The organism is Emergencia timonensis, assembly GCF_900086585.1.
In the GTDB taxonomy this organism is placed as follows: domain Bacteria; phylum Bacillota; class Clostridia; order Peptostreptococcales; family Anaerovoracaceae; genus Senimuribacter; species Senimuribacter timonensis.
Genome location: NZ_FLKM01000008.1, coordinates 1156233 through 1179801, shown reverse-complemented (window position 1 = coordinate 1179801; position 23569 = coordinate 1156233). Strand labels below are relative to the sequence as shown.

23 protein-coding genes are annotated in these 23569 nt (G+C 46.3%); 4 read left to right on the top strand and 19 right to left on the bottom strand.

Annotated elements, in window-relative coordinates; genetic code table 11:
• Positions 1–49 precede the first annotated feature (49 nt).
• Together BN6539_RS06840 and BN6539_RS06835 are read right to left on the bottom strand one after the other, a co-directional pair.
• On the bottom strand, positions 50–1732 hold the full coding sequence (locus BN6539_RS06840) for a peptide ABC transporter substrate-binding protein (protein ID WP_082907393.1): 1683 nt from the start codon (positions 1730–1732) through the stop codon (positions 50–52).
• 33 nt (positions 1733–1765) lie between these two features.
• A complete protein-coding gene (locus BN6539_RS06835) occupies positions 1766–2686 on the bottom strand; it encodes a dimethylarginine dimethylaminohydrolase family protein (protein ID WP_067535620.1) in 921 nt (306 codons plus the stop codon).
• 367 nt (positions 2687–3053) lie between these two features.
• On the opposite strand from BN6539_RS06835, the gene BN6539_RS06830 reads away from it, so the two are divergent.
• Entirely contained in the window at positions 3054–3614 is a 561-nt protein-coding gene (locus BN6539_RS06830; protein WP_067535616.1) for a DUF4143 domain-containing protein, read from the top strand.
• On the opposite strand, the gene BN6539_RS06825 is transcribed toward BN6539_RS06830, so the two are convergent.
• From BN6539_RS06825 to BN6539_RS06770, 11 genes are all read right to left on the bottom strand, one after another.
• Positions 3578–3910: a type II toxin-antitoxin system RelE/ParE family toxin gene (locus BN6539_RS06825; protein ID WP_067535612.1), complete on the bottom strand. Its 333-nt coding sequence runs from the start codon at positions 3908–3910 to the stop codon at positions 3578–3580. The two genes, BN6539_RS06830 and BN6539_RS06825, sit on opposite strands and share 37 nt — an antisense overlap.
• Positions 3907–4206 (bottom strand): type II toxin-antitoxin system RelB/DinJ family antitoxin, encoded by a 300-nt coding sequence (locus tag BN6539_RS06820; protein ID WP_067535609.1) that lies wholly within the window; start codon positions 4204–4206, stop codon positions 3907–3909. Before BN6539_RS06820 ends, BN6539_RS06825 begins: the two co-directional genes overlap by 4 nt.
• Before the next feature lie 170 nt (positions 4207–4376).
• The gene (locus BN6539_RS06810; RefSeq protein ID WP_067535603.1) at positions 4377–5021 is read right to left on the bottom strand and encodes a CpXC domain-containing protein; all 645 of its coding nucleotides are present in this window, start codon (positions 5019–5021) and stop codon (positions 4377–4379) included.
• The gene (scpB, locus tag BN6539_RS06805; protein ID WP_067535599.1) at positions 5002–5616 is read right to left on the bottom strand and encodes an SMC-Scp complex subunit ScpB; all 615 of its coding nucleotides are present in this window, start codon (positions 5614–5616) and stop codon (positions 5002–5004) included. The genes BN6539_RS06810 and scpB overlap by 20 nt, the downstream gene beginning before the upstream one ends.
• Positions 5609–6382 carry a segregation and condensation protein A gene (locus tag BN6539_RS06800; protein WP_067535596.1) on the bottom strand — a complete coding sequence of 258 codons (774 nt, stop codon included), beginning with the start codon at positions 6380–6382 and terminating at the stop codon, positions 5609–5611. The genes scpB and BN6539_RS06800 overlap by 8 nt, the downstream gene beginning before the upstream one ends.
• Positions 6379–7302, bottom strand: coding sequence for a DMT family transporter (locus tag BN6539_RS06795; RefSeq protein WP_067535593.1), 924 nt, complete (start codon positions 7300–7302; stop codon positions 6379–6381). Before BN6539_RS06795 ends, BN6539_RS06800 begins: the two co-directional genes overlap by 4 nt.
• Entirely contained in the window at positions 7292–8218 is a 927-nt protein-coding gene (locus BN6539_RS06790; protein ID WP_067538150.1) for a DMT family transporter, read from the bottom strand. The genes BN6539_RS06795 and BN6539_RS06790 overlap by 11 nt, the downstream gene beginning before the upstream one ends.
• Before the next feature lie 2 nt (positions 8219–8220).
• Positions 8221–9270 carry an S-methyl-5-thioribose-1-phosphate isomerase gene (gene mtnA / locus BN6539_RS06785; RefSeq protein ID WP_067535590.1) on the bottom strand — a complete coding sequence of 350 codons (1050 nt, stop codon included), beginning with the start codon at positions 9268–9270 and terminating at the stop codon, positions 8221–8223.
• A gap of 542 nt (positions 9271–9812) precedes the next feature.
• Positions 9813–10586: an ABC transporter permease gene (locus BN6539_RS06780; protein WP_067535586.1), complete on the bottom strand. Its 774-nt coding sequence runs from the start codon at positions 10584–10586 to the stop codon at positions 9813–9815.
• Entirely contained in the window at positions 10579–11526 is a 948-nt protein-coding gene (locus BN6539_RS06775; RefSeq protein ID WP_067535583.1) for an ATP-binding cassette domain-containing protein, read from the bottom strand. The genes BN6539_RS06780 and BN6539_RS06775 overlap by 8 nt, the downstream gene beginning before the upstream one ends.
• 70 nt (positions 11527–11596) lie before the next feature.
• Positions 11597–12244, bottom strand: coding sequence for a TetR/AcrR family transcriptional regulator (locus tag BN6539_RS06770; protein WP_067535580.1), 648 nt, complete (start codon positions 12242–12244; stop codon positions 11597–11599).
• A 263-nt stretch (positions 12245–12507) separates the two neighbouring features.
• Between BN6539_RS06770 and BN6539_RS06765 the strand changes: the two genes are divergently transcribed.
• Positions 12508–13143: a GntR family transcriptional regulator gene (locus BN6539_RS06765; RefSeq protein WP_067535577.1), complete on the top strand. Its 636-nt coding sequence runs from the start codon at positions 12508–12510 to the stop codon at positions 13141–13143.
• A gap of 70 nt (positions 13144–13213) precedes the next feature.
• On the opposite strand, the gene BN6539_RS06760 is transcribed toward BN6539_RS06765, so the two are convergent.
• The 3 genes from BN6539_RS06760 to BN6539_RS06750 form a co-directional block, all read right to left on the bottom strand.
• Positions 13214–14524 carry a sodium-dependent transporter gene (locus tag BN6539_RS06760; protein WP_067535574.1) on the bottom strand — a complete coding sequence of 437 codons (1311 nt, stop codon included), beginning with the start codon at positions 14522–14524 and terminating at the stop codon, positions 13214–13216.
• Between the two features lie 14 nt (positions 14525–14538).
• Positions 14539–15873, bottom strand: coding sequence for a Glu/Leu/Phe/Val dehydrogenase family protein (locus BN6539_RS06755; RefSeq protein ID WP_067535571.1), 1335 nt, complete (start codon positions 15871–15873; stop codon positions 14539–14541).
• 630 nt (positions 15874–16503) lie between these two features.
• Positions 16504–17814, bottom strand: coding sequence for a sodium-dependent transporter (locus tag BN6539_RS06750; protein WP_067535568.1), 1311 nt, complete (start codon positions 17812–17814; stop codon positions 16504–16506).
• A gap of 187 nt (positions 17815–18001) precedes the next feature.
• Here BN6539_RS06750 and BN6539_RS06745 point away from each other — a divergent pair, with 187 nt between their 5' ends.
• Positions 18002–18631 (top strand): GntR family transcriptional regulator, encoded by a 630-nt coding sequence (locus tag BN6539_RS06745; RefSeq protein ID WP_067535564.1) that lies wholly within the window; start codon positions 18002–18004, stop codon positions 18629–18631.
• Between the two features lie 99 nt (positions 18632–18730).
• Here BN6539_RS06745 and BN6539_RS06740 read toward each other — a convergent pair whose 3' ends face one another.
• Positions 18731–19378 (bottom strand): transglycosylase SLT domain-containing protein, encoded by a 648-nt coding sequence (locus tag BN6539_RS06740; RefSeq protein ID WP_147363182.1) that lies wholly within the window; start codon positions 19376–19378, stop codon positions 18731–18733.
• Between the two features lie 322 nt (positions 19379–19700).
• Positions 19701–20411 carry a lytic transglycosylase domain-containing protein gene (locus BN6539_RS06735; protein WP_067535558.1) on the bottom strand — a complete coding sequence of 237 codons (711 nt, stop codon included), beginning with the start codon at positions 20409–20411 and terminating at the stop codon, positions 19701–19703.
• 293 nt (positions 20412–20704) lie between these two features.
• Between BN6539_RS06735 and BN6539_RS06730 the strand changes: the two genes are divergently transcribed.
• Positions 20705–21580, top strand: coding sequence for a PhzF family phenazine biosynthesis protein (locus BN6539_RS06730; RefSeq protein ID WP_067535555.1), 876 nt, complete (start codon positions 20705–20707; stop codon positions 21578–21580).
• Between the two features lie 85 nt (positions 21581–21665).
• Here BN6539_RS06730 and BN6539_RS06725 read toward each other — a convergent pair whose 3' ends face one another.
• Complete coding sequence (locus tag BN6539_RS06725) at positions 21666–23504, bottom strand: S8 family serine peptidase (RefSeq protein WP_067535552.1); 1839 nt, start codon at positions 23502–23504, stop codon at positions 21666–21668.
• Between the last annotated feature and the right edge of the window lie 65 nt (positions 23505–23569).

Sequence of the window (23569 nt, the reverse complement as noted above, 5' to 3'; positions counted from 1 at the left end):
CCACCCGGCGCGCCCTCTGCAATGTTCCTGTCTATCGGTTTGATGCGGATCACTTGTCTCCGTCATAGTGAACCCTTGCAAGATCTGGATCGTTTGCGCCAAAACCGCATTTGCTGATGCCGCTGACATAAGTCTTCTTTCCCCAATAGCCGCTGGTCTGGAACAGCGGTACACCGACCATCTCGTCTGCCAGCATCTTCTCTGCTTCGAACAGCTTGTCGGCTCTCTGCTTCATGTCATTTGTCGTGTTGCAGAATTTGATCAGCTGATCGTATTTGTCGTTAGAATATCCGCCAAAATAGGTGTTATAGCTGTTGTTTGATTCGTAGCACTCCAGGAATGTCATCGGATCGTTGTAGTCAGGCGCCCAGTTGGTGATGCAGAAGTCGTAGTCGCCTTTATTCTCCTTCTCTACCCTGGCAGAATAAGTCTGGGTGTCGATGGTCACTTCTAATCCAAAGGTGGTGCTCATCACGTTCTGAATGATTTCTGCAGTGGTCTTTGCCGTGGAGTCGTCAAAGGTCAGAAGTGTCAGCTTTGGCAGCTTATCGGCGCTGATCCCTGTCTCTTTCAGGGCTTTCTCAAAGAGGGTCTTTGCCTTATCTGTATCTCCCTTTGCCGGATATGGATCAAGCGGATACTTTTCACCTAACGTGGTATCTGAAACCGACAGCATGTCAGGACACATGCGGCTGATGGCAAAGGAGCCGTCTCCGCGGGCTGCGTCCACGATAGCGTTGCGGTCAAGGGCATAGGACACTGCCTGACGGAAGTTTTTATTCCTGAGCAGCTTCGAAATCTCGCCCCGGTCGGTCTTTACGTTGATGATGTTGTACCAGACCGTTGCTCCCTCGATATAAACCGCTTCTTCTTTTTCCTTGTATTTATCGATATATTCTTTTTCGATGGTGTTGGTGATGTCCAGTTCGCCGTTGTCGAACATGTTCATCACAGTTTCCTGTTCAGAGATAATGTAGGCTTCTACCCCGTCTACATTGATATTGTCGGCATTCCAGTAATTCGGATTTTTCTCAAATACCAGCTTGCTTTCGTGTTCCCACTCTTTGAGAACGAAAGGACCGTTGCAGACGACCTTGTCTGGCGCTGCGGCATAATCCTTGCCGTACTCTTCAGCGACATCCTTTCTAACCGGATAGAAGCACGGCATCTTCATCAGATCCAGGAAATACGGCATATTCTTGACCGCCGTAATCTGCAGGGTCTTGTCGTCGAGAGCCTTTACGCCTACTTCATCTGCTGACACTTTTCCTTCGTTGAACTCCTGTCCATTTTTGAAATAGTATCCCATCCAGGCATAGTTTCCGTTTGGCGCCTCGTCACTTGGATCCAGCAGACGCTTGATGCCGTATTCGAAGTCGTAGGCCGTGACTGGTTCTCCGTCAGACCATTTGCTGTCGCGCAGCTTGAAAGTATAGGTCAGGCCATCCTTGGAGACTTTCCAGCTTTCCGCCATGGCCGGTTCAATTTTATTGTCGTAAATTCTCACTAAACCTTCGTACATCATGCCTCGCGGACAGATGCTGTCAGAGCTGTTGCCGTATCCGGGATCCAGAGATGACGGCTCTGCATTGAACGGGATGCGCAGTACCACGCTGCCGTCGTCTTTCACCGGGCCTGCACTATTGCCTCCGCCTCCGCAGCCTGCAAACAAACCCACGGTCAGAGCCAGGATGATGAGCAGACTGACTTTTTTCATTTTTTTCGCATTCATAAGTTCCTCCTTATCTTTTTTCGCAAAAGCATCTTATTTATAAAGGGGCACGCTGTCTCTCTTCAGGAAAGCCGTCATACAGTGGATGGCCCCGTTGCCCTTCATGATCTCGCTGACATCCAGCTGCATACACTCAACGCCGGCTTTTTCCAGTGCGCTTACCGTCTTCGGACAGCCTGTCGGCATGACGATTTTGCCCGGCTCCAGAGCTACGAAATTCTGGCAGAAGCGCCCGAACTCTTCGTAGTCCGGGATATCCACGATGTTGAACTCCCTCTCCTCCAACTCTCTGTAGATGGTATCCGGCGCGGCGATCTTCAGCACCAGCGCTACCTTCAGATCTGCAAAAGCCATAAAGCTGTCCAGATGTGCCATACCTCTTGGGATTTCTACTTTGATCAGGTGTTCTACGCCCATGTTGCGCAGCTCCTCTTCTACCTGGGCTGCCGCCGATGGATTGCAGCGTTTGCCATATCCCAGCATGCAGGTCTTGCGATCCATCCACAAGCAGCAGGCGCCGTCAAAGATGCCGTCGCCATTGATTGTCTTGATGATGGGTACGCCCAGCTTTGCAAGTTGCCTAGCTGCGTAAACCTCCTCTCCGATGCGGCATCCTGCTGCCGGTCTTGCGACGATGGCGCCCTCTGGCGTCATCAGAACCAGATCTCTCGCATAAACGGCATTGGGCAGGTGCGGCGCCATCTCCTCGATGTAATGTACTTCGACGCCGTTGCTCCTGTAAATCTCTGCCAGAGCGTCATGCTCTTCTCTGACTTTTCCTACGTCCCAGATTTCTTTCATAGCTACTGCCGCAGGGTCCGTGATACCCTCGATTTCTTTACCCGGCCTTCTCATCAAAACACTCCGCAGCCTGCCGACTTCTGAATCGACGCCGAAATCGCCGTAGAGCTGTTTCATCATAGAGTGAAAACCTGTCTCCTGTATATTGTTCATTGGTGAACCCTCCTATCTTCAAGTCTCTGTGCTTTCTCACGTTATCACGCTAAATATAATGCAAAACCCGTGCCATTTGTCAGACTATTTAGTATTTTTACATTAAAAACCCCCTGCACTTGTAAATGCAAGGGGTTTCAGTGGTTCTGCCAACGAATGTAAGCAGCCAACGTTTATCAAAAATGATAATTATTATCATTAAGAAGTGATAAAACAGCCGTCAGAAGAGCATTTTATTGATAAAATTTATCAATTTGAAAAAAGTATCGATTTGTGTGGTTTTCCACCGGAAAAATCTCTTGATTTATGTGGTGTTCGCATCGAAAAAACTCTTGATTTGTGTTATGGTGACGACAGGAGGCAGAATATGCGTAGAAATATTTATGAGAACCTTCTCCAGTGGAAGAAGCGAAACGGAAAAAGCGCCCTTTTGGTGCAAGGCGCCCGGTTTGATGAATATAAAGATGCAATGTTCTGGCTGTTGGATGCAATGATCGTCAACAATTGTTATAACTCCACGGAACCAAACATTGGTCTCAGTTTAAACCTGGACCGAACCCTTTTAAAGTGCTGCATGGGAGACACCGGGCAGTTGATCAGTCACGCCTTTAGTGAAAACGGCGAGGTCAGTTCTGAAATTTACAAAAAGCTTTTGTTCGATAATTTAGAGGTTAACATGGGTATGATTGTCGAAAACGTCGTAGCGCAAATGTTGACAGCAAATGGCCATAAGCTCTATTTTTACTCCAACCCCTCCCGCGATGATGCTTCCTCACGCATGGAGGTTGACTTCCTTATCGCAAAGAGCAGGATCAGCAATCGGCACAATATCTCTCCCATAGAGGCATGCCCACCAAAAATCACACCGTCTTCACGGGTGCGCTCATTCACTTATTCCATTTCTATCATATCAAGCTGTGCCGCCTGATCCCTGGCAACATAGATTACTGCAGTTACCTGGACTATATTGTTTTCTTCATCAATCCAGAAATACACATAATAATTTTTCACTCTCATTCGATGGATACCCTGACTGCGCCACGGTTCTTCTTCCGTAAGTTTGATTCTCTCCGGCATAGTTGACAGGTTCTTTATTCCCTTTTTCAGACCAGCTATCGCATTTGCGGCAGCCTCTGGGGCAAGCAGTTCATTCGCAATGTATGATTTGATTCCTCTCAAGTGTTCTCTTGCTTGTCTGGTAATCCTTACGCTATATGACTTCATATATTCGTCTCCAGGTCTTTAAATACTTCATCGACATTAAAGGAATCATCGTCTTTCGCCTGCTGCAAACCTGTAGCCATCATACGATTGAATTCAGCCTTGGTCATCTCATCACGTGCAGGTACCTTAGCAGGAAGTGTTACTGAAAATGGAATACCGTTATGTGCTATAATCTGGCGATAATACATATCAATCGCAACAGAGCGCGGAATCCCAAGCCTTTCAAGAATACGTTCAGCCTGTTGTTTGATATCAGACTGCATCCTTGAATTAACATTTGCCGTCTTAGCTGCCATAATCCCACCACCTTTCATCTTGGTTGATTATATTATAGCCTATTGTGACGCAAAATACAACACAATAGATGTACATCATATCCACCAAAAAGCGCACCGTCATCACGATGCGCTGCTCTCTGCTATTTGTCCATATGTCAAAACGCTGCCAAAGCGGCAGCGCCTGCAATCTATTCCACCACGTCAATTCTCTCTGCCAGCCACTTGTCGTTGACCTCGGCGTACTTGTTGGCCGGAATCGCCAAAGCCGCCAAATAGTCATCTTTTAGCTGGGTGTACAATTCATCGTCCACATTGACCGTCAACTGTTCGCCGGCCGCATTGTCGTAGTCCCAGATGATGAAATACTCTTCGCCATTGTCGAAGAAATACAAGAGGTCTCTGATTTTCACATCAGGCCACTCTTCCTTCATGTTTTCCACGATGATGGCCTTGTAAAGCTCCATGACCCGGTCGTCTCTGCCGCCGTCAGCCAGCAAGATCTTCTCCAAAAGCTCCGCGCTGTTTCCGACCACGCGGAAAATCGCCTCTTCGTCCAGGTCGCCTTCCGGCACTTCCAGGCTGTTCAGCTGTTCCAGCAGGTCCGCCTCGTGCTCCGGCGCCATGTAAATCGTCAGCTTCTTATCTGGGTCCATGTACATCACCGGGTATTCCACCAACGTCTCGTCGCCGCACTCCGGACATTTGATCAGGAAAAATTCCCCGTTCATAATCTTCTCTTTGAACTCCGGGTCCGTGGAAACATCCACAAACTCGTTGAGATTCATCGTGATTTCGTGTTCACAATTGGGACACTTAAATTTCTCTTTCTCCATACTCCACCTCTTCTATTGAAATCTGTTCCATACCGTTATCGTCATCCTCCCCTTCTTCTTCAGAAAGGTTGATCACCCCTTCGATATCCTCAATCTCCGGCAAATCCTTCAGACTGGTAAATCCGAAATTCTTCAAAAATGTATCGGTGGTTCCGTAGAGAATCGGCCTGCCGATCCCCTCAGATCTCCCCTTTGGCAGGATCAAGTCCTTCTTCAAAAGACCGTCGATGACCCTGTCGCATTTCACACCTCTGATGGCGTCAATCTCCCCTTTGGTCACTGGCTGCTTATAAGCGATAATAGCCAGAACCTCCAGAGCCGACTGCGATAACTTCTTCACTTTAACTGGTGTGCAGAGCCGTTCTATGAACTCTGCATTCTCAGGCCGGGTTACAAACTGAAAAGATTTTCCCACCTGCCTGATGACGATGCCTCTTCCCTCCTGCTCATATTCTTCCTGCAGTTCGAGAAAATAGGCCAGGGCATCCTCTTTACTGATATTAAATATATCTGCACAACTCTTCACGTCCAACGGCTGTCCCCAAATGAACATCATGGACTCAAAGGCAGATTTAATCGTCTTCTTGCTATTCATCTGCGCCGACCTCCTCAAATTTTCGTTCACCTGGTACCACTGTAATTTCCCCATAGACGCTTCGCTGATCTGCATCCAGATACTTGTCCCTTATCATCTGCAGAACAGAGACAAAGGTTACGACAATGTCATACCGGTCTTTTTTGTTGGGAATCAGCTCCTTCAGGCTCAGCTTCTGAATCCCCCGCAGGAATACGTTTTTGAAACGGTCTTTGATATACATCATGCGGCTTTCTATGGTCGCCTTTTCCCGCTCCACCTTTGTATAGTGGGCGCGCACCTCTTCCTCTCGCTTTTTCTTGCGCAGGAACTGATCAAAAGCGGCGGCAAATTTCTTGATGTCCAGGTCCAGGTATTCGTCCGGTTGATTGAGATACTCCGAAATATCTTCTTGGGGTTTTTCGTAGATCAGGGACATGTAGTCCTCTCGCTCCTTCAGTTCTTCTGCACCCCGCTTGTACTTCTTGTATTCCAGCAACCGTTCCACCAGCTCACTTCTAGGGTCTTCCTCCATCAGCACTTCACCTTCCACCGTCGCCCGAGGCAGAATCATCTTTGATTTGATGTCGATCAAAGTGGCAGCCAGCACCATAAATTCGGTCGCCACATTAAAGTCCATAGACTTCATCTCTTCGATGTAAGTGAGGTATTGCTTCGTAATCTCGGAAATCTGTATGTCATAAATGCTCATCTGCGCATTCTCTATCAAATACACGAGCAGGTCAAAAGGTCCTTCAAAGGACTGCAGTCTAACCTTGTAACTCATACTTGCTCCCTTTCTTCGGCTTCCTTTTCTGCGAGGCCCGTATAGTAATTATAGTACAAAAGCCCGATGACCACAACTGCACAGCCGATGATCTGCCAAGAGGTCGGCACCTGTCCCAGGAAGATCACGCCCATGATGATGGCCGAAACACACTCGCCGGACTCCCAAGCTGAGACATAGAGAGAGTCCACATGGCCGAAGCAGAGATTGAACACGGCATGAGCGCCAATCTGGCATACCAGCGTCAGACCGATGATATAGACGTAGTCCGTAGTCGAATATCCGAAGACCGGCGTCTTTGTAACCACCATCCCTATGGCAAAACAGATCCAGCAGGCGAGAAAGACCAGGAACACATAAGCGCTGCCCGATACCTCTTTTCTCACTTCATTTCCGACTGTGAAGTACAAGCCCATGAACATGGCGGCGAGGAATGCCAGCACATCTCCGGCAAAGTTGCTTGCCGACAGCTGTCTGAAATCCAGCCCTGCGATCAAAGCGCCGCCCAGCAGAGCCAGAATGATGCCCATGACGGGACGCACCCCCACCTTTCTGCGAAAGACGAAAATGGTGATAACCAAAACGATCAGAGGATGCAGCGCCGCCAGCACAGAGGCGCTGCCAATATCCGTCAGCTTGACGGCATTGAACCAGGTAAAAAAGTGGAGGAACAGAAAAGCCCCTGCCACAAAGGTCCATATGTAATTTTTGATTGAAATTTTCTTCAGCACGTCTCGTTGTTTCAGTAAAACGGGGATTGCAAAGACAGGCATTCCCAGGCTCAGTCTCCAAAATCCGATGGCCATGGATGGCGCTTCAATGACGCTGCCAAAGATGCCCGATGACGATCCCGCCACCACGGCAAAGACGACGATAATTTTTACATAGCGGGCCAGAAAGCCCTGTTTTTTATTTTCCATTCTTTATGATTCCTTCTTTAGTATTTCCAGAAAGCTGACAAATGCACACCCCTGCAATAATCAGTGCAGCAGTCAGAATCTTCACTGGTTGTAAAGTTTCTCCTAAAATCAAAGTCGCCAGGACAAAAGAGAAAATCGGCACCAAATTGATAAATACGGAAGCCCTGGCCGGTCCGATTTCTTTGATAGCGATCTGCTGTACCAGATAAGAGAAACAGGATGGGAAAATTGCCATGAATACGACGGCAATATAAGCCTCTGCCGGTACACCGGGCAGAAATTCCCACGGCTTCTCCAAAAGCACAAATGGTATCAGCACTAAGGTACATACCAAAAAACTGTAGTAGGTGATGGCAACAGGAGAAATCCCTGCACATCTGCTTTTGCTGTAAACGCCGTAAGCCGCCCACACGACCACCGCCAGGCACATGATCAAATCCCCTTTGTTCAGTTCAAAGGCAGCCAGTACCGACAAATCGCCTGCAGTGATGGTCAGCACCACGCCAAAGAGCGATAGAACGATACCCAGAACCTGCTTCAGCGGCAGCTTTTGTTTCAGAAAAGCCAATGCCAGCAAAGCCGTCACTACCGGATTGGTCGCCCCGATAATCGACGAATTGATCGCCGTGGTATACTTCAGCGACAAAAAGAAAAAGATGTGGTATCCTACCATGCCGACGATACCTGTAAAGAGGAATTTCTTAAGATCTGTCTTCTGAAATATGTATTTTTCCTCCGGATTCTTTGCCTCCATATATTTTTTGATGAAGCCCATGGCGACTGTCGCCACGACAAATCTTCCAAAGGTCAGCGATACGGTCGGAATGTAGGGTACCGCAAATTTTCCGGCAATAAAAGCGCCTGACCAGCAAAATGCCGCCAGCACCATCAGTATGTAAATTCTAGTATGTTTCATTTTTATTTGAACAGCGCCGCCAGGCTCTTTTCGTATGGCGGTCTGCATATTCCCTTCTCTGTAATCACTGCTGTAATATATTTTGCCGGCGTCACGTCAAAGGAAGGGTTATAGGTCTTTACCCCCTCCGGCGCCATGGGCTTTTCGTACCACATCTTGTAGATTTCTTCTCCGTCGCGGAGTTCAATATGAATGTCATCGCCCGTAGGCGTATCCAGGTCGATCGTGGAAGTCGGCACGTACATATAAAATGGAATGCCATACTCTTTTGCCAGAATGGCAACGCCTGACGTGCCGATTTTGTTGGCGCCGTCTCCGTTGGCCGCCATACGGTCACACCCTACGACCACGGCATCAATCCATCCGTTTTTCATGACGATGGACGCCATGTTATCGCAGATCAAAGTCACGTCGATGCCAGACTTAGAAAGCTCCCAACTGGTCAGCCGCGCTCCCTGCAGGAGCGGTCTCGTCTCATCAGCAAAGACTTTGAAATCATAACCCCTCTCCTGCCCTAAGTAAATAGGCGCAAGACAGGTTCCATACTTGGCCGTCGCGATAGTTCCCGCGTTACAATGGGTCAGAATTCCCATGCCGGGTTTGAGCAGCGACAGCCCGTATTCTCCCATGGCAAAGCACGCCGCCTCGTCCTCTCTGCGAATTGCTTCTGCCTCGTCAAAGAGGGCAGACTTAGCTGCCGCCACGTCGACTCGCCCTAAGGCTTCGAACTTGTCCCACATGCGGGTAAGCGCCCATGCCAGATTCACCGCCGTAGGTCTGGCAGTGACCAGATAGTCCCTGGCTTCTTTCAATTGGGCCGCAAAGTCGTCGATATCCGTGCCCCGAAAGTCTCTCACCGACAAGTAAAGACCATAAGCCGCCGCAACGCCGATCGCCGGCGCCCCTCTGACCTTCAGCTTGTAGATCGCCTCCCAGACATCCTCCTTGGTGTGCATCTCTTCGTAGACCTCTTCGCCCGGTAAGCGCGTCTGATCCAAAACCAACATCTTATTATCTATATATTTCACTGGTGCGATTTCAAATACCTTCATCTCTCCACCTGCCTGTTATCATGATTCAATGAACGCTTCCTTGCAGCAACGTATTGCTCACGCAATACTCCTACGCTCGTTTCACTCGCTCCGCTGTCCGTTTTGCCTAGCCAAAGCAAGCTTGGGGCAAAAAGGCAAAGCTGTTCGGATTATAGCGTTCATTATACCATTAATCTTCCCTTCTCTGCAAGGGGAATAGCTTGGTTCTTCCTCCTAAAATAAGCGGATAACTCCAAACAAAAAATCAGCTGTCTCTTTCAGCCTTTGGTTACGTAATTTTTAAGATGGCTCGGTTTTCAGTATAACTTTTTCTGATTTCTAGTCGAATCTGCGTAACTGCACATGAAGATCATTCGCTCGGTTATGCAGAATGCCCTCCTCATCCGCCTTTACTTACTTATTCAGATGAATTTTGCCGAATCTGCATAACACGAGCCGCCTGATTACGCAAATCTTCATAAATTCTTTTGTCTTGATAACTTCTTTTTGATTTCTGTCGAAGTCTGCATAACTTGGAATGAAATATAGTATTTTGATTCTTATTATCTAGAAATGTTTTTTCGAAAGGCTTTGACAGATAGGAAATAAAAAAACGTCAGCAGCAGTGCACACCACAGTATAGCGGCTGCCAATGTGTGGCTTTGCAGTTCTTCCCCCTGCAAGACTGTCCGTAAGGTGTCGATAATCGGCGTCATCGGCTGATGTTCTGCAAAGAGTTCCAAAGCTTTGGGCATCGTATCTGTTGGCACAAAGCCGGAACTCAAATATGGTAAAATAATAGCAAATACAGAAAAGGCTCCCGCGCCTTCCGGGCTTTTAGCGATGATTCCAAAGAAAATGGAGCACCACGAAATAGCCAGGATATACAGACTCAGAATCAATAGAACCAAAAGCCAGCCTGCAAAATCAGCCTTCGGTCTGAAGCCGACAAGAAATGCCACAGCCACAACCAGAATTGTAGCCAGTCCGTTCCTGGAAAAGGACTCCCATACATGACCGGATAAGATAGAAGATTTTTTTATAGGCATCGTACAAAAGCGGTCGATAATGCCCGTTTTTATATCTGTGCTTACGCTGATTGCTGTGGTAGTCGCGCATTGACCCAAGCTCTGCAATATGATACCTGGTACGATATAATTGACGTAAGAAGCACTGCCCACGTTGATCGCTCCTCCCAATACATAAGCGAAGAGAATCATCATCATTACTGGCGCCACAAAGCTGGTCAAAACCATGTCAGGATTTCGTCTAGTCAGTAATAAGCAGCGGCCAGCCATGGTTTTCGTGTCCACAAATAAGTTCGTAATTTTATTCATTCCCTATACCTTCCTTTTCTCCAATCAGTGTTAAAAAAACGTCTTCAAGGGTAGGTGATTTCTGAGCGAATGCTTTGATTCCCACCCCGTTAGAAGCAAACTTCTGAAAGATCAGTGATAATGTGTCCGCTGAACCGTCAGTATAGATTATCAGCTTATTTTCTTCCTTTATCGCAGTTGTTTTGTATTTGGCAGTGAGACTGCAAGCCTGATTCAAGAGATCCTCATCTGTAAAAGTAAATTCTACCACACCTTGAGGCAGCATATTTTTTAGTTCCTGCGCTGTTCCTTCTACGATGATAGTCCCTTTGTCCAAGACGCCGATTTTATCTGCTAGCTGCTCCGCCTCTTCCAGATACTGCGTAGTTAAAAATATAGTCACGCCAGAATCTTTTAGTTCCTCGATAATCGCCCACATGCTGTGTCGGCTTTGGGGATCGAGACCCGTTGTCGGTTCGTCCAGGAAAATGATCTCCGGTCGATTGACCAGACTCATAGCAATATCCAGCTTTCTTTTCATTCCGCCAGAGTAAGTCGATACCAGGCGTCCTGCAGAATCCATCAGATTGAAATAAGTCAATAGTTCAACTGCCCTGTCTTTTGGCTTCCCAATATGATTGAGTTTTCCGATCAAAATGAGATTCTCCATGCCTGTCAGCGATTCATCTACGCTTGCAAACTGTCCCGTCAGACTGATAGCCTGATGCACTTTTTCAGATTCCCCTAGCACGTCATAACCACTTACCTTCAGTTCACCGTCATCTGGTTTTAACAGTGTGGTCAGCACCTTAATGGTCGTCGTTTTCCCTGCACCGTTAGAACCCAAAAGCGAGTAGATCGATCCCCGCTCCACATCAAAGTTTACATCCTTCAGCACTAACTTGTTTTTATAGCTCTTCTTCAGTCCTTTTACAGAAATTGCTAAATCTGTTGCCTTCATAACTATATCCTCCTTTAGATACATGTTGTCTGTATGTATATGTGCTAAAAAATAAAATTGCCAGGCAATTTTATTCTCTGTCTAAATGTTTTATTTGCTGCAAGGAGCCCTGCAGGATTTCTTCGTCCATAACAGGAATACCCATAGAATCAAACAGCTCTTTTAAAAAATATATCTTTTCAATCAACTCTTCTTGGCTGCATGGAAAGATGGAAGGAATCACCCAAACGTCGACCATGACTGTAAAAAAGCTGGCGAGAGATTTGGGATATTTTATATTTTTAATGGAGCCATCCTCAATGGCTTCCCGGAAGAGTTCCTCTAAATACGGGGCTATCATCTTCTGCTGCTTTTGCAAAAAGTCTGCTAAAATTCGCGGGTTATTCAGAAGGCAAATCGACATCGTGTTAACCTCTTGCAATTCCTGATTTTGAAATTGCAGCTTGATAACCTTTTTAATTTTCTCCAACCCGCTTAAACCTTTTTCCTTTTTCACTTTCTCAAAAGGATTGTTGTCGAAAAACAGCTTATCGCCTAACGCGTCTAAAACTTCTTCTTTTGACTTGAAGTGATGATAAAAAGCGCCTCGCGTCAACCCTCCCAAATTGTTGACAATATCTAAGACAGTAGTCTCCTCGTAGCCCTTCTCAAGAAAGAGCTTTAAGGAAACGTCCAGTATTTTTTGAACAGTTTCTTCCGGATATTTATTGCGCGGCATCTCGCACCTCCTTATATACATACACCGTGTTTGTATACACCAATATAACATACACGATGTATGTTGTCAATCTGCTGTAAAAAGTTCATTAGTCCGCACGCCTGCTAATATGAAATTCCTTTGATGAACCCGCATTGATTTTGCAGGCAATGCAAAGAAGGCACTTTTGTATGTTACTGCGCGATTTGATTAGAGTGAATAAAATTAAATTAACTTTCATCGGCAGATAGTATATAATTGTAGTGAAACAGGGAGGAACAAATATGACGGCAATTACAAAGACCAGTATGAAAGACCAGGTCTATCAGATTATCAAAGAGAAAATATTTACATTGGAGTACAACTTCGGCGACACCATCAATATTTCCGCGCTGAGCAGCGAACTCGGCGTCAGCAACACTCCGATCCGCGAGGCGCTTTCTCGCTTAGAAGTGGAAGGCCTGGTGACCTCCACATTGAATTCAAAGGTCCAGGTCATCGATATCACAGAAGACCTCTACAAAGATATCGACCATACTTTTTTCTCAATTATATCCGGCTGCTACACAACCTGCTATTTGGAAGACAAAATCGAGTGTCTATTGGAACTGATGGAGGAAGCCATTCTAGCGCAGGAACAGGCTTTAAAGGAAAAGGAATATATGAATTATGCCTTCAAGGCCATTGAGTTTGACCGGTGTTTTGTCGCTGCGACAGGCAACGATTATCTACTCAACACCTTCGATACCAAGTCACCGATTCTTTATCTGCTGACTCGCTACACCCACCAACATCCCGAACCTAATCGGGAATTCAACCTCAGTGAGCATCAGCAGATTCTCGATGCGGTCAGAAAGAACAACTTCATGGGAGCCCAGAAGCTCATCTATATCCATTACGACAAACATTTCGAATACTAAAAGCAAAAGAACACTGCCAGGCGACCCCGCCCGGCAGTGTTCTTCGGTTTCTTGCGCTTTAAAGCAAATATTATAGGAAATTACCTATGAAAATGATCAGGATTGCCACTGGACACAGATATTTGACTGAAATCCTCAGCCAGGTGCGCTGGACTTTATTTTGTACGTTGATAGAATCGAGGAAGTTGTCAATTCCCCAAATCCACCCTACAAAGATAGAAATCAGCAGCCCGCTGACGACCAGCAGATAATTGCTGGTGATGACGTCCACGGTGTCCAGGAAGCCTGGAATCAGAATGGAGCAGCTGCCGATAACCACGGCGAACGCCATGACGATGGCGACAGCTTTTTTCCTATTTATATGAAAGCCATCCATGACCACTGCTACGATGGCTTCACCGATGCCGATGGCAGAAGACAGTGCGGCAAAGTAGAAGCCTACATAAAACAAAGTACCGATGATTCTCCCGCCAGAAATATAATTGAAGACATTTGGCAAAGTGATCATGGTCAGGCCGACGCCTGCCCCTGGTTCTAAACCGAAAGCAAATACCATCGGGAAGATCATCAGTCCGGCGGCGATTCCGGCTGCTACGATGGAAGTGCTGACGATTGCAGCCTGCTTCAATATATTTTCCTTCTTATTTTTGATATAGCTGCCAAAGATCATGGAGGCCAACATGCCGATGCCGATGGCAAAGAATGCCTGCCCCACTGCAGAGGTTACTGCGTCAAAAGAAAATGTGCTTATATCCGGCTTGAACATGTATGCCAGCCCTTTTGACGCCCCTTCCACGTTGAGGCCGATCACGATGCATACCACCATGATGACAGCCAATGCCGGCAGCAGGAACTTATTCACCTTCTCCACGCCCTTCTGCACGCCGCCGCTGATGATGACAGCGATGATCACCCAGTTGACGACGGCAAAGAGAAACATGGTTTTGGGATCGCTGGTCAGTGCCGCAAAAGAGTCTGCGATGCCCGCAGCATCCATACCTGAGAAGAAGCCCGTCGCTGTCCTCCAAATATAGGCCAGAACCCATACATAGATAGGAACGGTATAGCAGAAGACCAGCAGTGCCACCAGAATATGGAGATAGCTGGAAGCGTACCATTTTGTTCCCGGCCTCAGAGTCTGGTAAGCGCCGACTGCGGTTTTCTGCGTTACGTAACCCATGGAAATCTCCGCTGTCAAAAGGGGAATTCCGATCAGCACGATGACCAGCACGTAGGTGATGATAAACAGCGCGCCGCCGTTGGTTCCGCACACATATGGAAAACGCCAGAGGCTCCCTACGCCTACTGCAAACCCGATGGTTGTAAGGAGAAAGCCCAGAATCGAGCTGAATCCTTCGTTTTGTTTTTTCTCAAGAATCATGTCCTCTCCCCCGGTTATCTACCGTATATCACGTCCTGGCAAGTCCTGTAAACGTTCTCGCACGGCGTAATTCCTAAAGCCTCGGCCTTGGTCAGGTTATCCCAGGTCTGCTTTGGCATGGTTGCATCGATGACCTTGGTCAGTTTTTCATAGCTTGCATTCTCGCCTTCCATGTATTCCTGCGCTCCGCAGATGACGCCAGCGGTGTTGTGCCACCACTCTGTCTGGAAGAGGATGTCTCGCTCAGCCAGCAGCTTGGCGATGCGAATCTCTTCTTCCTGGCTGGAGGCGCGCAGCTGGTTGTTGGCCGATCCCCAGATCATCTTACATCTCAGCTTTGGAATGTTGTCATCGTAGAGGATCCCGCCGATGGCGCAAGGGCTGACAATATCCACATCCATATATAAAGCCTCATCCAGGGATACGATTTCTATGTCTTTGCCAGGATTTTCGTCTATAAATTTCTGTGCAGTTTCCTGATTCAAGTCCGCTATGTAAAGCTTGACGTTTTCCTGCAGCAGATATTCTCCCAAATACCAGCCCACGGCGCCGAGACCGATCAACGTGATGGTCTTTCCGTCCAGGCTGTCGGTTCCTTCCTTGAATCTGACGGCCTGCTTCATGGTCACGTAGACCCCATAAGCTGTCGGTTTTCCCGTTTCGCCCAAAGGAGAGTTTGGTCCGCTGGTGTAATTCATAGAGAAATTGGCATTTTCTACGTCAGCCATCTCCGTTGGGAAGTTCATATCCGGACCGGTCATGGTTCTGCAGTTATCGATGGCAAAGCCGAGGAATCCCATGATTTCCAGATTTGAAAGATCCAGTTCCTCCATCTGCACCGTCGTCTTGCAGCCGCCGAAAGCCAGGTTGCCGGCCACGTTCTTGAAACTCATGCCTCTTCCCAGATTCAATCCGTCGATGATGACTTCTTTTTCGTCTTCGTTTACATCGTGACGTCTGATTCCGCCTGCCAAAGTGGCATGCAGCCGGTTGTTGACACCCAGCTTGCGGCTGTGCTGGTGGCACATGAACCGGATGTTATATTTGTCGTTATAATAGCACTCGATTCCAAAGTGTCTGCCCTGTCTGATCAAGTCGAGAATTTCATCCAGGTAATCCTCCAGGTCGTATTTCTTGTACAGTGCTCTCACCTGCTTTGTGTTGAGGTAAACGACGTCTTCTGTCAAAATGCTTTCCACGTAGAATTCTTTGTTGTACTTACTGAAATCCAGATCCTGCTCCCACTGCTTCATGGCTTCCATCCAGAACTGATCCTTTTTCCAGTCATATCTGATCTTTAATGTGGTAAGGTCCTCCGCCTTCATCGGCGTGCATAAACTTTTCATCATATTCCTCCTCAGTTTGTTCTCATGGATATATGCATCGTGCACTATGCATATTTTGTAGTTTCATTTTACTCCTCTAAAATGTTTTGTCAAGGGGAAATTTTCAAAATTCTTAGAAATTATCGTTACGTCAGGCGTACTCCCCATTTTGCGTAACACGACAGCTAGACGTACCGGGGCCGTTACGCAGATTCAGTTAAATACTGCAAAAAGTTAAGAAACAGACCCCGAACCTCTTCTCGCTGCGTAACTGGCAAGCTCGACATTCCAGAAGGTTACGCAGATTTGGTCAAAATCAGCAAAATGTTATCCAGTAGACTGATAACTCGCCTAATATGCGTAACTTGACAGCAGATATCACTCCACAGTTACGCAGATTCAGTTAAAAACTGCAAAAAGTTAAGAAACAGACCCCGAACCTCTTCCCGCTGCGTAACTGGCGAGCTCGACATGCCAGGAGGTTACGCAGATTCCAACAAAATCCGCAAAATGTTATCCAGCAGACTGATAACACGCCTAAAATGCGTAACTCGCAAACAGGCAGAGTCTATAAACCCATAAAAAAGGCCGCAATGCTGCTGATTCGACAATCAACAGCATTGCGGCCTTTTTAAAAGACTTATAATGAAATTTTCATTGCAGGAAATTCCCCACCAGAATAATCACGATTGCCAGTGGACAGAGATACTTTACAGAAACCTTGAGCCAGATCCGCATCGCTTTGTTTTTAATATGGATCGCATCGAGGAAATTATCTGCTCCCCAAATCCACGCTACGAAGATATCAATCAAAAGCCCGCTGATGACCAGCAGATAATTGCTTGTAATACCGTCCACCACATCCAAGAAACCTGGAATCAGAATAGAGCAGCTGCCAATGACTACAGAAAAAGCCATGACAAGAGCGACAGCCTTTTTCCGGCTGATATGGAACAAGTCCATGAACACGGCTGAAATTGCCTCGGCCAGACCAATGGCCGACGACAGAGCTGCGAAGTAAAAACCTACGTAAAACAGAGTGCCGATGACTTTACCGCCTGTGATATAGTTGAATACATTTGGCAGCGTAATCATGGTCAGGCCCGTGCCTGCGCCTGGCTCCAGACCAAATGCAAATACCATTGGAAAAATCATCATGCCTGCAGCAAGACCGGCCGCCACGATAGAACCGCTGACAATGGTGGCCTGCTTCAGAATATTGGCCTTCTTATCTTTGATGTAGCTTCCAAAGATCATAGAACCCAGCATCGCCAGACCTAATGCAAAGAATGCCTGACCGGTGGCCGCTGTTACCGCATCAAAAGAGAAAGAAGAAAGGTCTGGTTTGAACATGTAGGCCAGCCCCTTTGACGACCCTTCCACATTGAGGCCGATGACGATACAGACAACCATGATAACAGCCAAGGCCGGCAGCAGAAATTTGTTAACCTTTTCCACGCCCTTCTGCACTCCTCCGCTGACGATAATAGCGATAAGCGCCCAGTTGATAATTGCAAATAAAAACATGGTTTTGGGGTCGCCGGACAGAGCCTCAAAAGACTGGGCAATGCCGTCTGCATCTAACCCCACAAAGAAGCCGACCGCGGTTCTCCAGATGTAAGCCAGAACCCAGACGTAAATCGGTACTGTGTAGCAGAAGATTAAGAGCGCTACGATAATGTGCAGGTAGCTGGCAGCATACCACTTGCTGCCGGGTTTTAGTGTCTGATATGCGCCGATGGCTGTCTTCTGCGACACATATCCCATTGAGATTTCTGCCGTCAGCAAAGGAATGCCGACCAGAACAATGACCAGCACATATGTAATGATAAATAGTGCGCCGCCATTCGTTCCGCAGACATAAGGGAAGCGCCAAAGACTTCCTACGCCTACAGCGAAACCGATGACCGTAAGCAGGAAACCAAAGAGCGAGCTGAACCCCTCATTTTGTTTTTTCTCAGACATGATAACATCCTCCTATTTTGCTGGCATAAAGTATGCCCACAATAGTATGCATACTTTAAAACTATTATTATCATTTTACACCCGGTTCAGAATTTGTCAAGACAGTTTTCACAATTATTTGACATTTCTTTCAAATTGTATTAGAATATGTACTGTGCACACTATCTACCTAAAGGAGAATAAAGACATGTTACAGTTGAACAAAGTCAGTATGCGAATGCAGGTCTATGAAATTATCAAGCAGAAAATACTTTCGCAAGAATATGATTGGGGAGATCAGATCAGAATCCTGCCCCTCTGCAAAGAGCTGGGGGTCAGCAATACTCCTGTGAGAGAGGCGCTTTCCCTGCTGGAAATGGAGGGTCTGGTGACTTCTTCCCTTAACTCCCGCGTGAAGGTCATCGAGATGACAGAGAGTCTCAACAATGAGATGAATCAAATATTCCTCGTGCTCATCTCCGGCTCCTACCAGCTTTGCGTAGTTAAGAACAGCACCAGCAAGCTGCGCATCATGCTGGAGAAGGCATTGGAGAAACAGCAGAAGAGCCTGAATAAAGACATTGCCGCCTCCATTCATGCAGCTCTCGCTTTTGACCGATGCTTTGTCGACGTCATCGGCAATGAAAAGCTGTCCAGAGCCTTTGAAGAGCAGTACACCCTGCTCTTTCTCCTGGCGCGGTACAACTATCAGAAGGCGGCCCTCAATCGAGAGGACAATATCAAAGAACACATACAGATCCTCGACGCTGTCAAAGCCGGCGAGCACGAGCAAGTTCAGAAACTGCTGATTCAGCATTTCGATAAACATGTCGATTAAATAAAGGACAATAAAAGACGCCTGGGGAAAGCAAACCTGCCTTCCCCGGCGTCTTTTTAAATTCTATTTACATGCTATTGCCGTAAATATAAGCCTTGGTTAAATATAATTATTCCTCTCAAGATACCTTCTGATCTGCACCCTGGTATTCAGCAATTTCTTTGCAATCTTCGTAGAGTAGTTTCCTGATTTTACCGACCCTGATCCATATGCATACGCAGATAGTGCTTTGGTATAAGTATTGAACTCGTTCTTCATCGCTCTCAGATATCTGGCTCCCACTTCAATACTTACCTGCGCTTTATAAAGACTTGAAGGCTTGTAACCGTACTGCCTCGCCAATGCGTCGCTGGTCTGCATCAGTCCCTTGTATCCATAGGGACTTTTTGCATTGGTATAGAATGTACTTTCATTCTGCGCAATTGCCATTAATACTTTTGCGTCTAAGTTATACTTCTTTGCTTTTGAAATAAAATAACCTGCCATATTCAATGATTTCGTTTTACTTACGTTAGAATTAATTTTTCTAATATAAGCAGCCAATCCCTTTTTATACTTTGAATTTGTTTTTGTAGACATGCTCTGAACTTTGACTGTAGTATTCGCTGTCTGTTCTGAATCCTCTGTCGTCGCTGTAGCTTTAGCTTCTGTAGTATCAGTAATATTTGTGTCTGTAGCATAAATGGAAATTGATGAGCAAGCGATGATGGTAATTGTTAAAAGCGCTGTGACTAGCTTTTTCGCCATTTCTTTCTTCTCCTCTTTTTCTCTCTTATTTTTATTGTGCAGCAGGTATTTCTTCCCTGTCGCTTTATTTATTATAAACAATGTGCAAGTCTTTTTCTTAAGAAATTCTTATTTTTCACAGGCTTTTCACAGAGCGTTCCACTTCTTTAATGTCCATCAACATATTTTTTTCTCATTATTTGGTTAACAAAACCAAATGAATACAATTTCACTTCCAAATTCTTAAGATTTCTTAAGAATTACAAAAAGCAGTAAGCGACCGGGAATCTCCCGGCCGCTTACTGCTTTCTATTAAATGCTCTCAAATTAGTCTAATGATTTTTTATTCAATATATCCGTTATCTTCCAGATAATCCTCCATAGCGGCAGTCCTTGCCATAGCAAGCTCTGCGTAACCGGTAGAATAGTTTCCTGAATGCACGGAACCTGAACCTTGATTGTATGCGGTAAGTGCGAGACTTACGTCTCCAAACTCATCCAGCTTCATGCTGATATACCTCGCACCAACCTTGATGCTCACAGCCGGATTAAACAATTCCTGCGGATCATATCCCGCATTTCTTGCCAGTCCGTCTCCAGTCTGCATCAGACCTTTAAAGTCCTCACAGCTGACTGCATCGCTGTAATAACAGCTTTCGTTCTGAGCGATTGCCATGACAATCTTCTCATCAACTTCATATTTTTCAGCATATTTTACAAAATTCTTTGCCATATCCATCGATTCCTGTTTACTGACATTGCGGTTCACATGTCGGATATACGAGGACAGGCCTTCTAAATATTCTTTGTCTTCTAATTTACTTCTGACGGCAGTAGCTTTTACTGCCATGGCAGTTTCCAGTTTTTCCGGTTCTGCCTTTGTGCGGCTTTCTTCTTCCTCATTTGCGCTTTTCGCGTCTTCCTCATTGACTTTTGTCAACGGGGTCTTTGGAATAAAAAAATCTCCTTGTGTTTGTTCTGTAGCATAAATAGAAATCGATGAGAAAATTACCATGGTAATTAAGAGCCACACAACAAATAGCTTCTTTGCCATATTTTTGTTTCTCCTCTTTTTCTGTTTTAAATTTGTCACTCGATTTAAGCGACTCTACTATTATAAGCATTCAAATTGTCGAATACACCCGAACACTATAGTTTTCACATTTCTTTCACACGCCGCAGGGTTATATTGTATTTATAAAACAAACTTTTAATTAATTTATTGTTTATCACACACTATTATATGCAATTTATTTATATTTCTTGCTAAAAAAAAGGTTTTACAATATACTATAGCTATTGAAGTTTATTGTATCATTATAGAGCAAAATGAGGAGGATGAGTCATATGAAATTTTTAATAGTCGACGCATTTACAGAAACCACTTTTGGTGGAAATCCTGCCGGGGTGGTCATTCTGCCAGAAAATGCCGATTTTCCATCTGATGAGACCATGGTAAAAACTGCTGCCGAACTTCGTTATTCAGAAACTGCTTTCATCAAAAAACTGGCTGATAACGAATTTAAAATCAGATATTTTACGCCTGCTGCGGAAGTCGATCTCTGCGGCCATGCGACCATCGGTTCCTTTTGTGCTTTAATGCATCTGGGAATCGTCAGCGATAACTGCCGCTGCATCAACCACACCCTTGCCGGGGATCTTTGCATCGATATCAAAGACGGATTCGTCATGATGGATATGGCTTCTCCAGTGGAAATAGCAGCAATAGAAGATGAAGCCGCTATCAAAGAGCTCTACGAAGTCATGGGCTCGGTTTACGATCCAGCAAAGATCAAGCTTCTGCCAAAATTGATTTCTACCGGACTTCCTGACATCATGATGCCTCTGGCCTCACAAAGAGACCTAAACGCCATGGAACCTGATATGAAAGCGCTGTCGGCGCTCTCCGCCCGTTATGAGGTAACTGGCGTACACGCCTTTACTCTGGACGCAGAAGACGACATAACCGCTCACGCGAGAAATTTTGCGCCGCTGTACGATATCGATGAAGAAGCGGCAACAGGAACCTCCAACGGCGCCCTGACCTATTACTTCTATCTCAACAAAATCGTGCAAGCAAAAGATCACTGCAAGATCATTCAGGGAGAAAAAATGAATCGTCCATCCGTCATCTTGACGGAAATCAATGCCGAAGGAACTGACTGCCTGATTAAAGTAGGCGGCAGCGCTGTAATTCTTGCCGAGGGTGAAATCAACATCTGATATACAACCCTGCACCTACAAATCTCACTGCAACTAAAAACTGCGAACCATCTTCGGTCCGCAGTTTTTTTATCTATTCATTTTCTCACTTCACTACGATCTTGCACTTAGCAGTCAGACCGTTTCCAGTCTTGGCCGTAATCGTAACCGTGCCCTTTTTCTTGGCAGTGACCTTGCCAGTGCCGGACACCGAAGCGACAGACTTTTTAGATGAGGTATAAGTTACCTTTCGTCCATAAGTTCCGCTCTTGGACAGCGTCGTCTTCAGCTTGTAGGTTTTTCCCTTTTTAATGGTTTTCTTTACGTAGTTCAGCTTGATACTCTTCACCGCGTCGGCTGTGCATTCTACTTGATACAGCGCGTCATTGCCCGAAGAGTCCACAGCGTAAATCGTATAAATCGACGGTACGCCCATGGTCTTAGAGCCAGTATTCTCTTCGTCCAAATCTACGTCAAAACCTTTCCCACTCCTGAAATACTTCTTTGTAAGGTCTCCCCTTGCATATCTTACCTCCGGAACCTCCCCACTGTCATCTGTGGCCATAATCACCAGTTTCTGCTTGTAGGAACCTTCGATATCCACCACAGAAGCTGCAATCACAGGCGCCGTCTCATCTGGTTTAAAGGCGTCAGAATCATGGGCCGCCAGCGGTTTATAAGCATTGAGATAACCGCTGGTCGCCACCCTTCCTCGCAAGCTTTGGGAATAAGTGGTGTTATCCATAATCAGCTGACGAATCTGTGATGCCCCAATTCCATTATAGTAAGAGTGAAGTAAGGCCGCCACGCCGCTTACATAAGGAGTCGCCATAGAAGTACCGCTCATATTGCGGTATTTGTCTCCCGGTACGGTGCTGTAGATATCCGTGCCTGGCGCCGCCAAATCTACATATCTGCTGCTGTAGTTAGAAAGCCGGTTTATAGTTCCGTCGGATTTGATATTTGCAACGCAGATGACATTGTCCAGGTCGTAGCTGCCTGGATAAACCGGCATATTGTTCAGATTCTTTCCGTCGTTACCTGCCGCGCAAACGAAAAGCATATTGGATTTCGCCATCGCGGCATAAAGAGCTGTGTCATTGCCATAAGAACCCATGCTGATATTACAAATATCCGCACCGTTGTTCTCCGCATATTTGATAGCCCGAATCAAGTTGAAAGAAGATCCCTCCCCTTTACTGCCAGCCAGCACTTTTAAGTTCATCAGCTGGACCTTGCCAGTGATCGAGCCGATTCCCGTGATGCCGATGTGGTTGTTGCTGACGGCTCCGATGATGCCCGCACAATGGGTGCCGTGTTCGAACTCACTGCTTGTAGGGCGCAGAGTTACTGATGAACCAGAGGAAAAGTCATAACCATAAGTATCGTCGACATAACCGTTTCCGTCGTCATCCTTGCCGTTGCCTGGGATCTCATCCTTGTTGATCCAAACGTTATCCGCAAGGTCATTATGCGTAAAATCAAAACCCGTGTCGATGACCGCAACGACAGTCTTTTTCAGCATCGGTTTTTTTGACTCAATAAAACTCTGCGCTTCTTCAAAGCCGATATCCACGCCGCCAGAGGTATTGAGAAGTCCCCATTGCAGATTGTAGTAAGGGTCGTTGACGCTGGTAGATTCATACACATAGTTCGGCTGCATCGTCAGATCAGGAAAGGCATCTTTCAAATCCTGCTGCACGCTGCTTAAATTTGCCGTGCTGTCCACTTTGATCAGCGCTGTATGACTGTCTGCAAGAACGACGTCGACAATGTGCCCATCGGCTTTCACGGCGGACAAATCACCACTGGAAGTAATAATATACTCTTTTTTAATGGTTTCCGGCTGTTCATCACCATAAGAAACCATCGGCACCGATACGGCGATCATCGCCACAATGGTGACCATTAAAATAATTCTCTTAAAATTCCTCGATTTTTGCATTGTTATTCCCCTCTTGTTATTCGACTAACCCTGCCTGACAAAACGCCGGCGGCACTTTGGGCAGA

What these genes read in the sequence shown, in the direction of transcription:
- BN6539_RS06840 (WP_082907393.1), bottom strand. Translation starts at nt 1,732, where the DNA reads ATGAATGCGAAAAAAATGAAAAAAGTCAGTCTGCTCATCATCCTGGCT.
- BN6539_RS06835 (WP_067535620.1), bottom strand. Translation starts at nt 2,686, where the DNA reads ATGAACAATATACAGGAGACAGGTTTTCACTCTATGATGAAACAGCTC.
- BN6539_RS06830 (WP_067535616.1), top strand. Translation starts at nt 3,054, where the DNA reads ATGCGTAGAAATATTTATGAGAACCTTCTCCAGTGGAAGAAGCGAAAC.
- BN6539_RS06825 (WP_067535612.1), bottom strand. Translation starts at nt 3,910, where the DNA reads ATGAAGTCATATAGCGTAAGGATTACCAGACAAGCAAGAGAACACTTG.
- BN6539_RS06820 (WP_067535609.1), bottom strand. Translation starts at nt 4,206, where the DNA reads ATGGCAGCTAAGACGGCAAATGTTAATTCAAGGATGCAGTCTGATATC.
- BN6539_RS06810 (WP_067535603.1), bottom strand. Translation starts at nt 5,021, where the DNA reads ATGGAGAAAGAGAAATTTAAGTGTCCCAATTGTGAACACGAAATCACG.
- scpB (WP_067535599.1), bottom strand. Translation starts at nt 5,616, where the DNA reads ATGAATAGCAAGAAGACGATTAAATCTGCCTTTGAGTCCATGATGTTC.
- BN6539_RS06800 (WP_067535596.1), bottom strand. Translation starts at nt 6,382, where the DNA reads ATGAGTTACAAGGTTAGACTGCAGTCCTTTGAAGGACCTTTTGACCTG.
- BN6539_RS06795 (WP_067535593.1), bottom strand. Translation starts at nt 7,302, where the DNA reads ATGGAAAATAAAAAACAGGGCTTTCTGGCCCGCTATGTAAAAATTATC.
- BN6539_RS06790 (WP_067538150.1), bottom strand. Translation starts at nt 8,218, where the DNA reads ATGAAACATACTAGAATTTACATACTGATGGTGCTGGCGGCATTTTGC.
- mtnA (WP_067535590.1), bottom strand. Translation starts at nt 9,270, where the DNA reads ATGAAGGTATTTGAAATCGCACCAGTGAAATATATAGATAATAAGATG.
- BN6539_RS06780 (WP_067535586.1), bottom strand. Translation starts at nt 10,586, where the DNA reads ATGAATAAAATTACGAACTTATTTGTGGACACGAAAACCATGGCTGGC.
- BN6539_RS06775 (WP_067535583.1), bottom strand. Translation starts at nt 11,526, where the DNA reads ATGAAGGCAACAGATTTAGCAATTTCTGTAAAAGGACTGAAGAAGAGC.
- BN6539_RS06770 (WP_067535580.1), bottom strand. Translation starts at nt 12,244, where the DNA reads ATGCCGCGCAATAAATATCCGGAAGAAACTGTTCAAAAAATACTGGAC.
- BN6539_RS06765 (WP_067535577.1), top strand. Translation starts at nt 12,508, where the DNA reads ATGACGGCAATTACAAAGACCAGTATGAAAGACCAGGTCTATCAGATT.
- BN6539_RS06760 (WP_067535574.1), bottom strand. Translation starts at nt 14,524, where the DNA reads ATGATTCTTGAGAAAAAACAAAACGAAGGATTCAGCTCGATTCTGGGC.
- BN6539_RS06755 (WP_067535571.1), bottom strand. Translation starts at nt 15,873, where the DNA reads ATGATGAAAAGTTTATGCACGCCGATGAAGGCGGAGGACCTTACCACA.
- BN6539_RS06750 (WP_067535568.1), bottom strand. Translation starts at nt 17,814, where the DNA reads ATGTCTGAGAAAAAACAAAATGAGGGGTTCAGCTCGCTCTTTGGTTTC.
- BN6539_RS06745 (WP_067535564.1), top strand. Translation starts at nt 18,002, where the DNA reads ATGTTACAGTTGAACAAAGTCAGTATGCGAATGCAGGTCTATGAAATT.
- BN6539_RS06740 (WP_147363182.1), bottom strand. Translation starts at nt 19,378, where the DNA reads ATGGCGAAAAAGCTAGTCACAGCGCTTTTAACAATTACCATCATCGCT.
- BN6539_RS06735 (WP_067535558.1), bottom strand. Translation starts at nt 20,411, where the DNA reads ATGGCAAAGAAGCTATTTGTTGTGTGGCTCTTAATTACCATGGTAATT.
- BN6539_RS06730 (WP_067535555.1), top strand. Translation starts at nt 20,705, where the DNA reads ATGAAATTTTTAATAGTCGACGCATTTACAGAAACCACTTTTGGTGGA.
- BN6539_RS06725 (WP_067535552.1), bottom strand. Translation starts at nt 23,504, where the DNA reads ATGCAAAAATCGAGGAATTTTAAGAGAATTATTTTAATGGTCACCATT.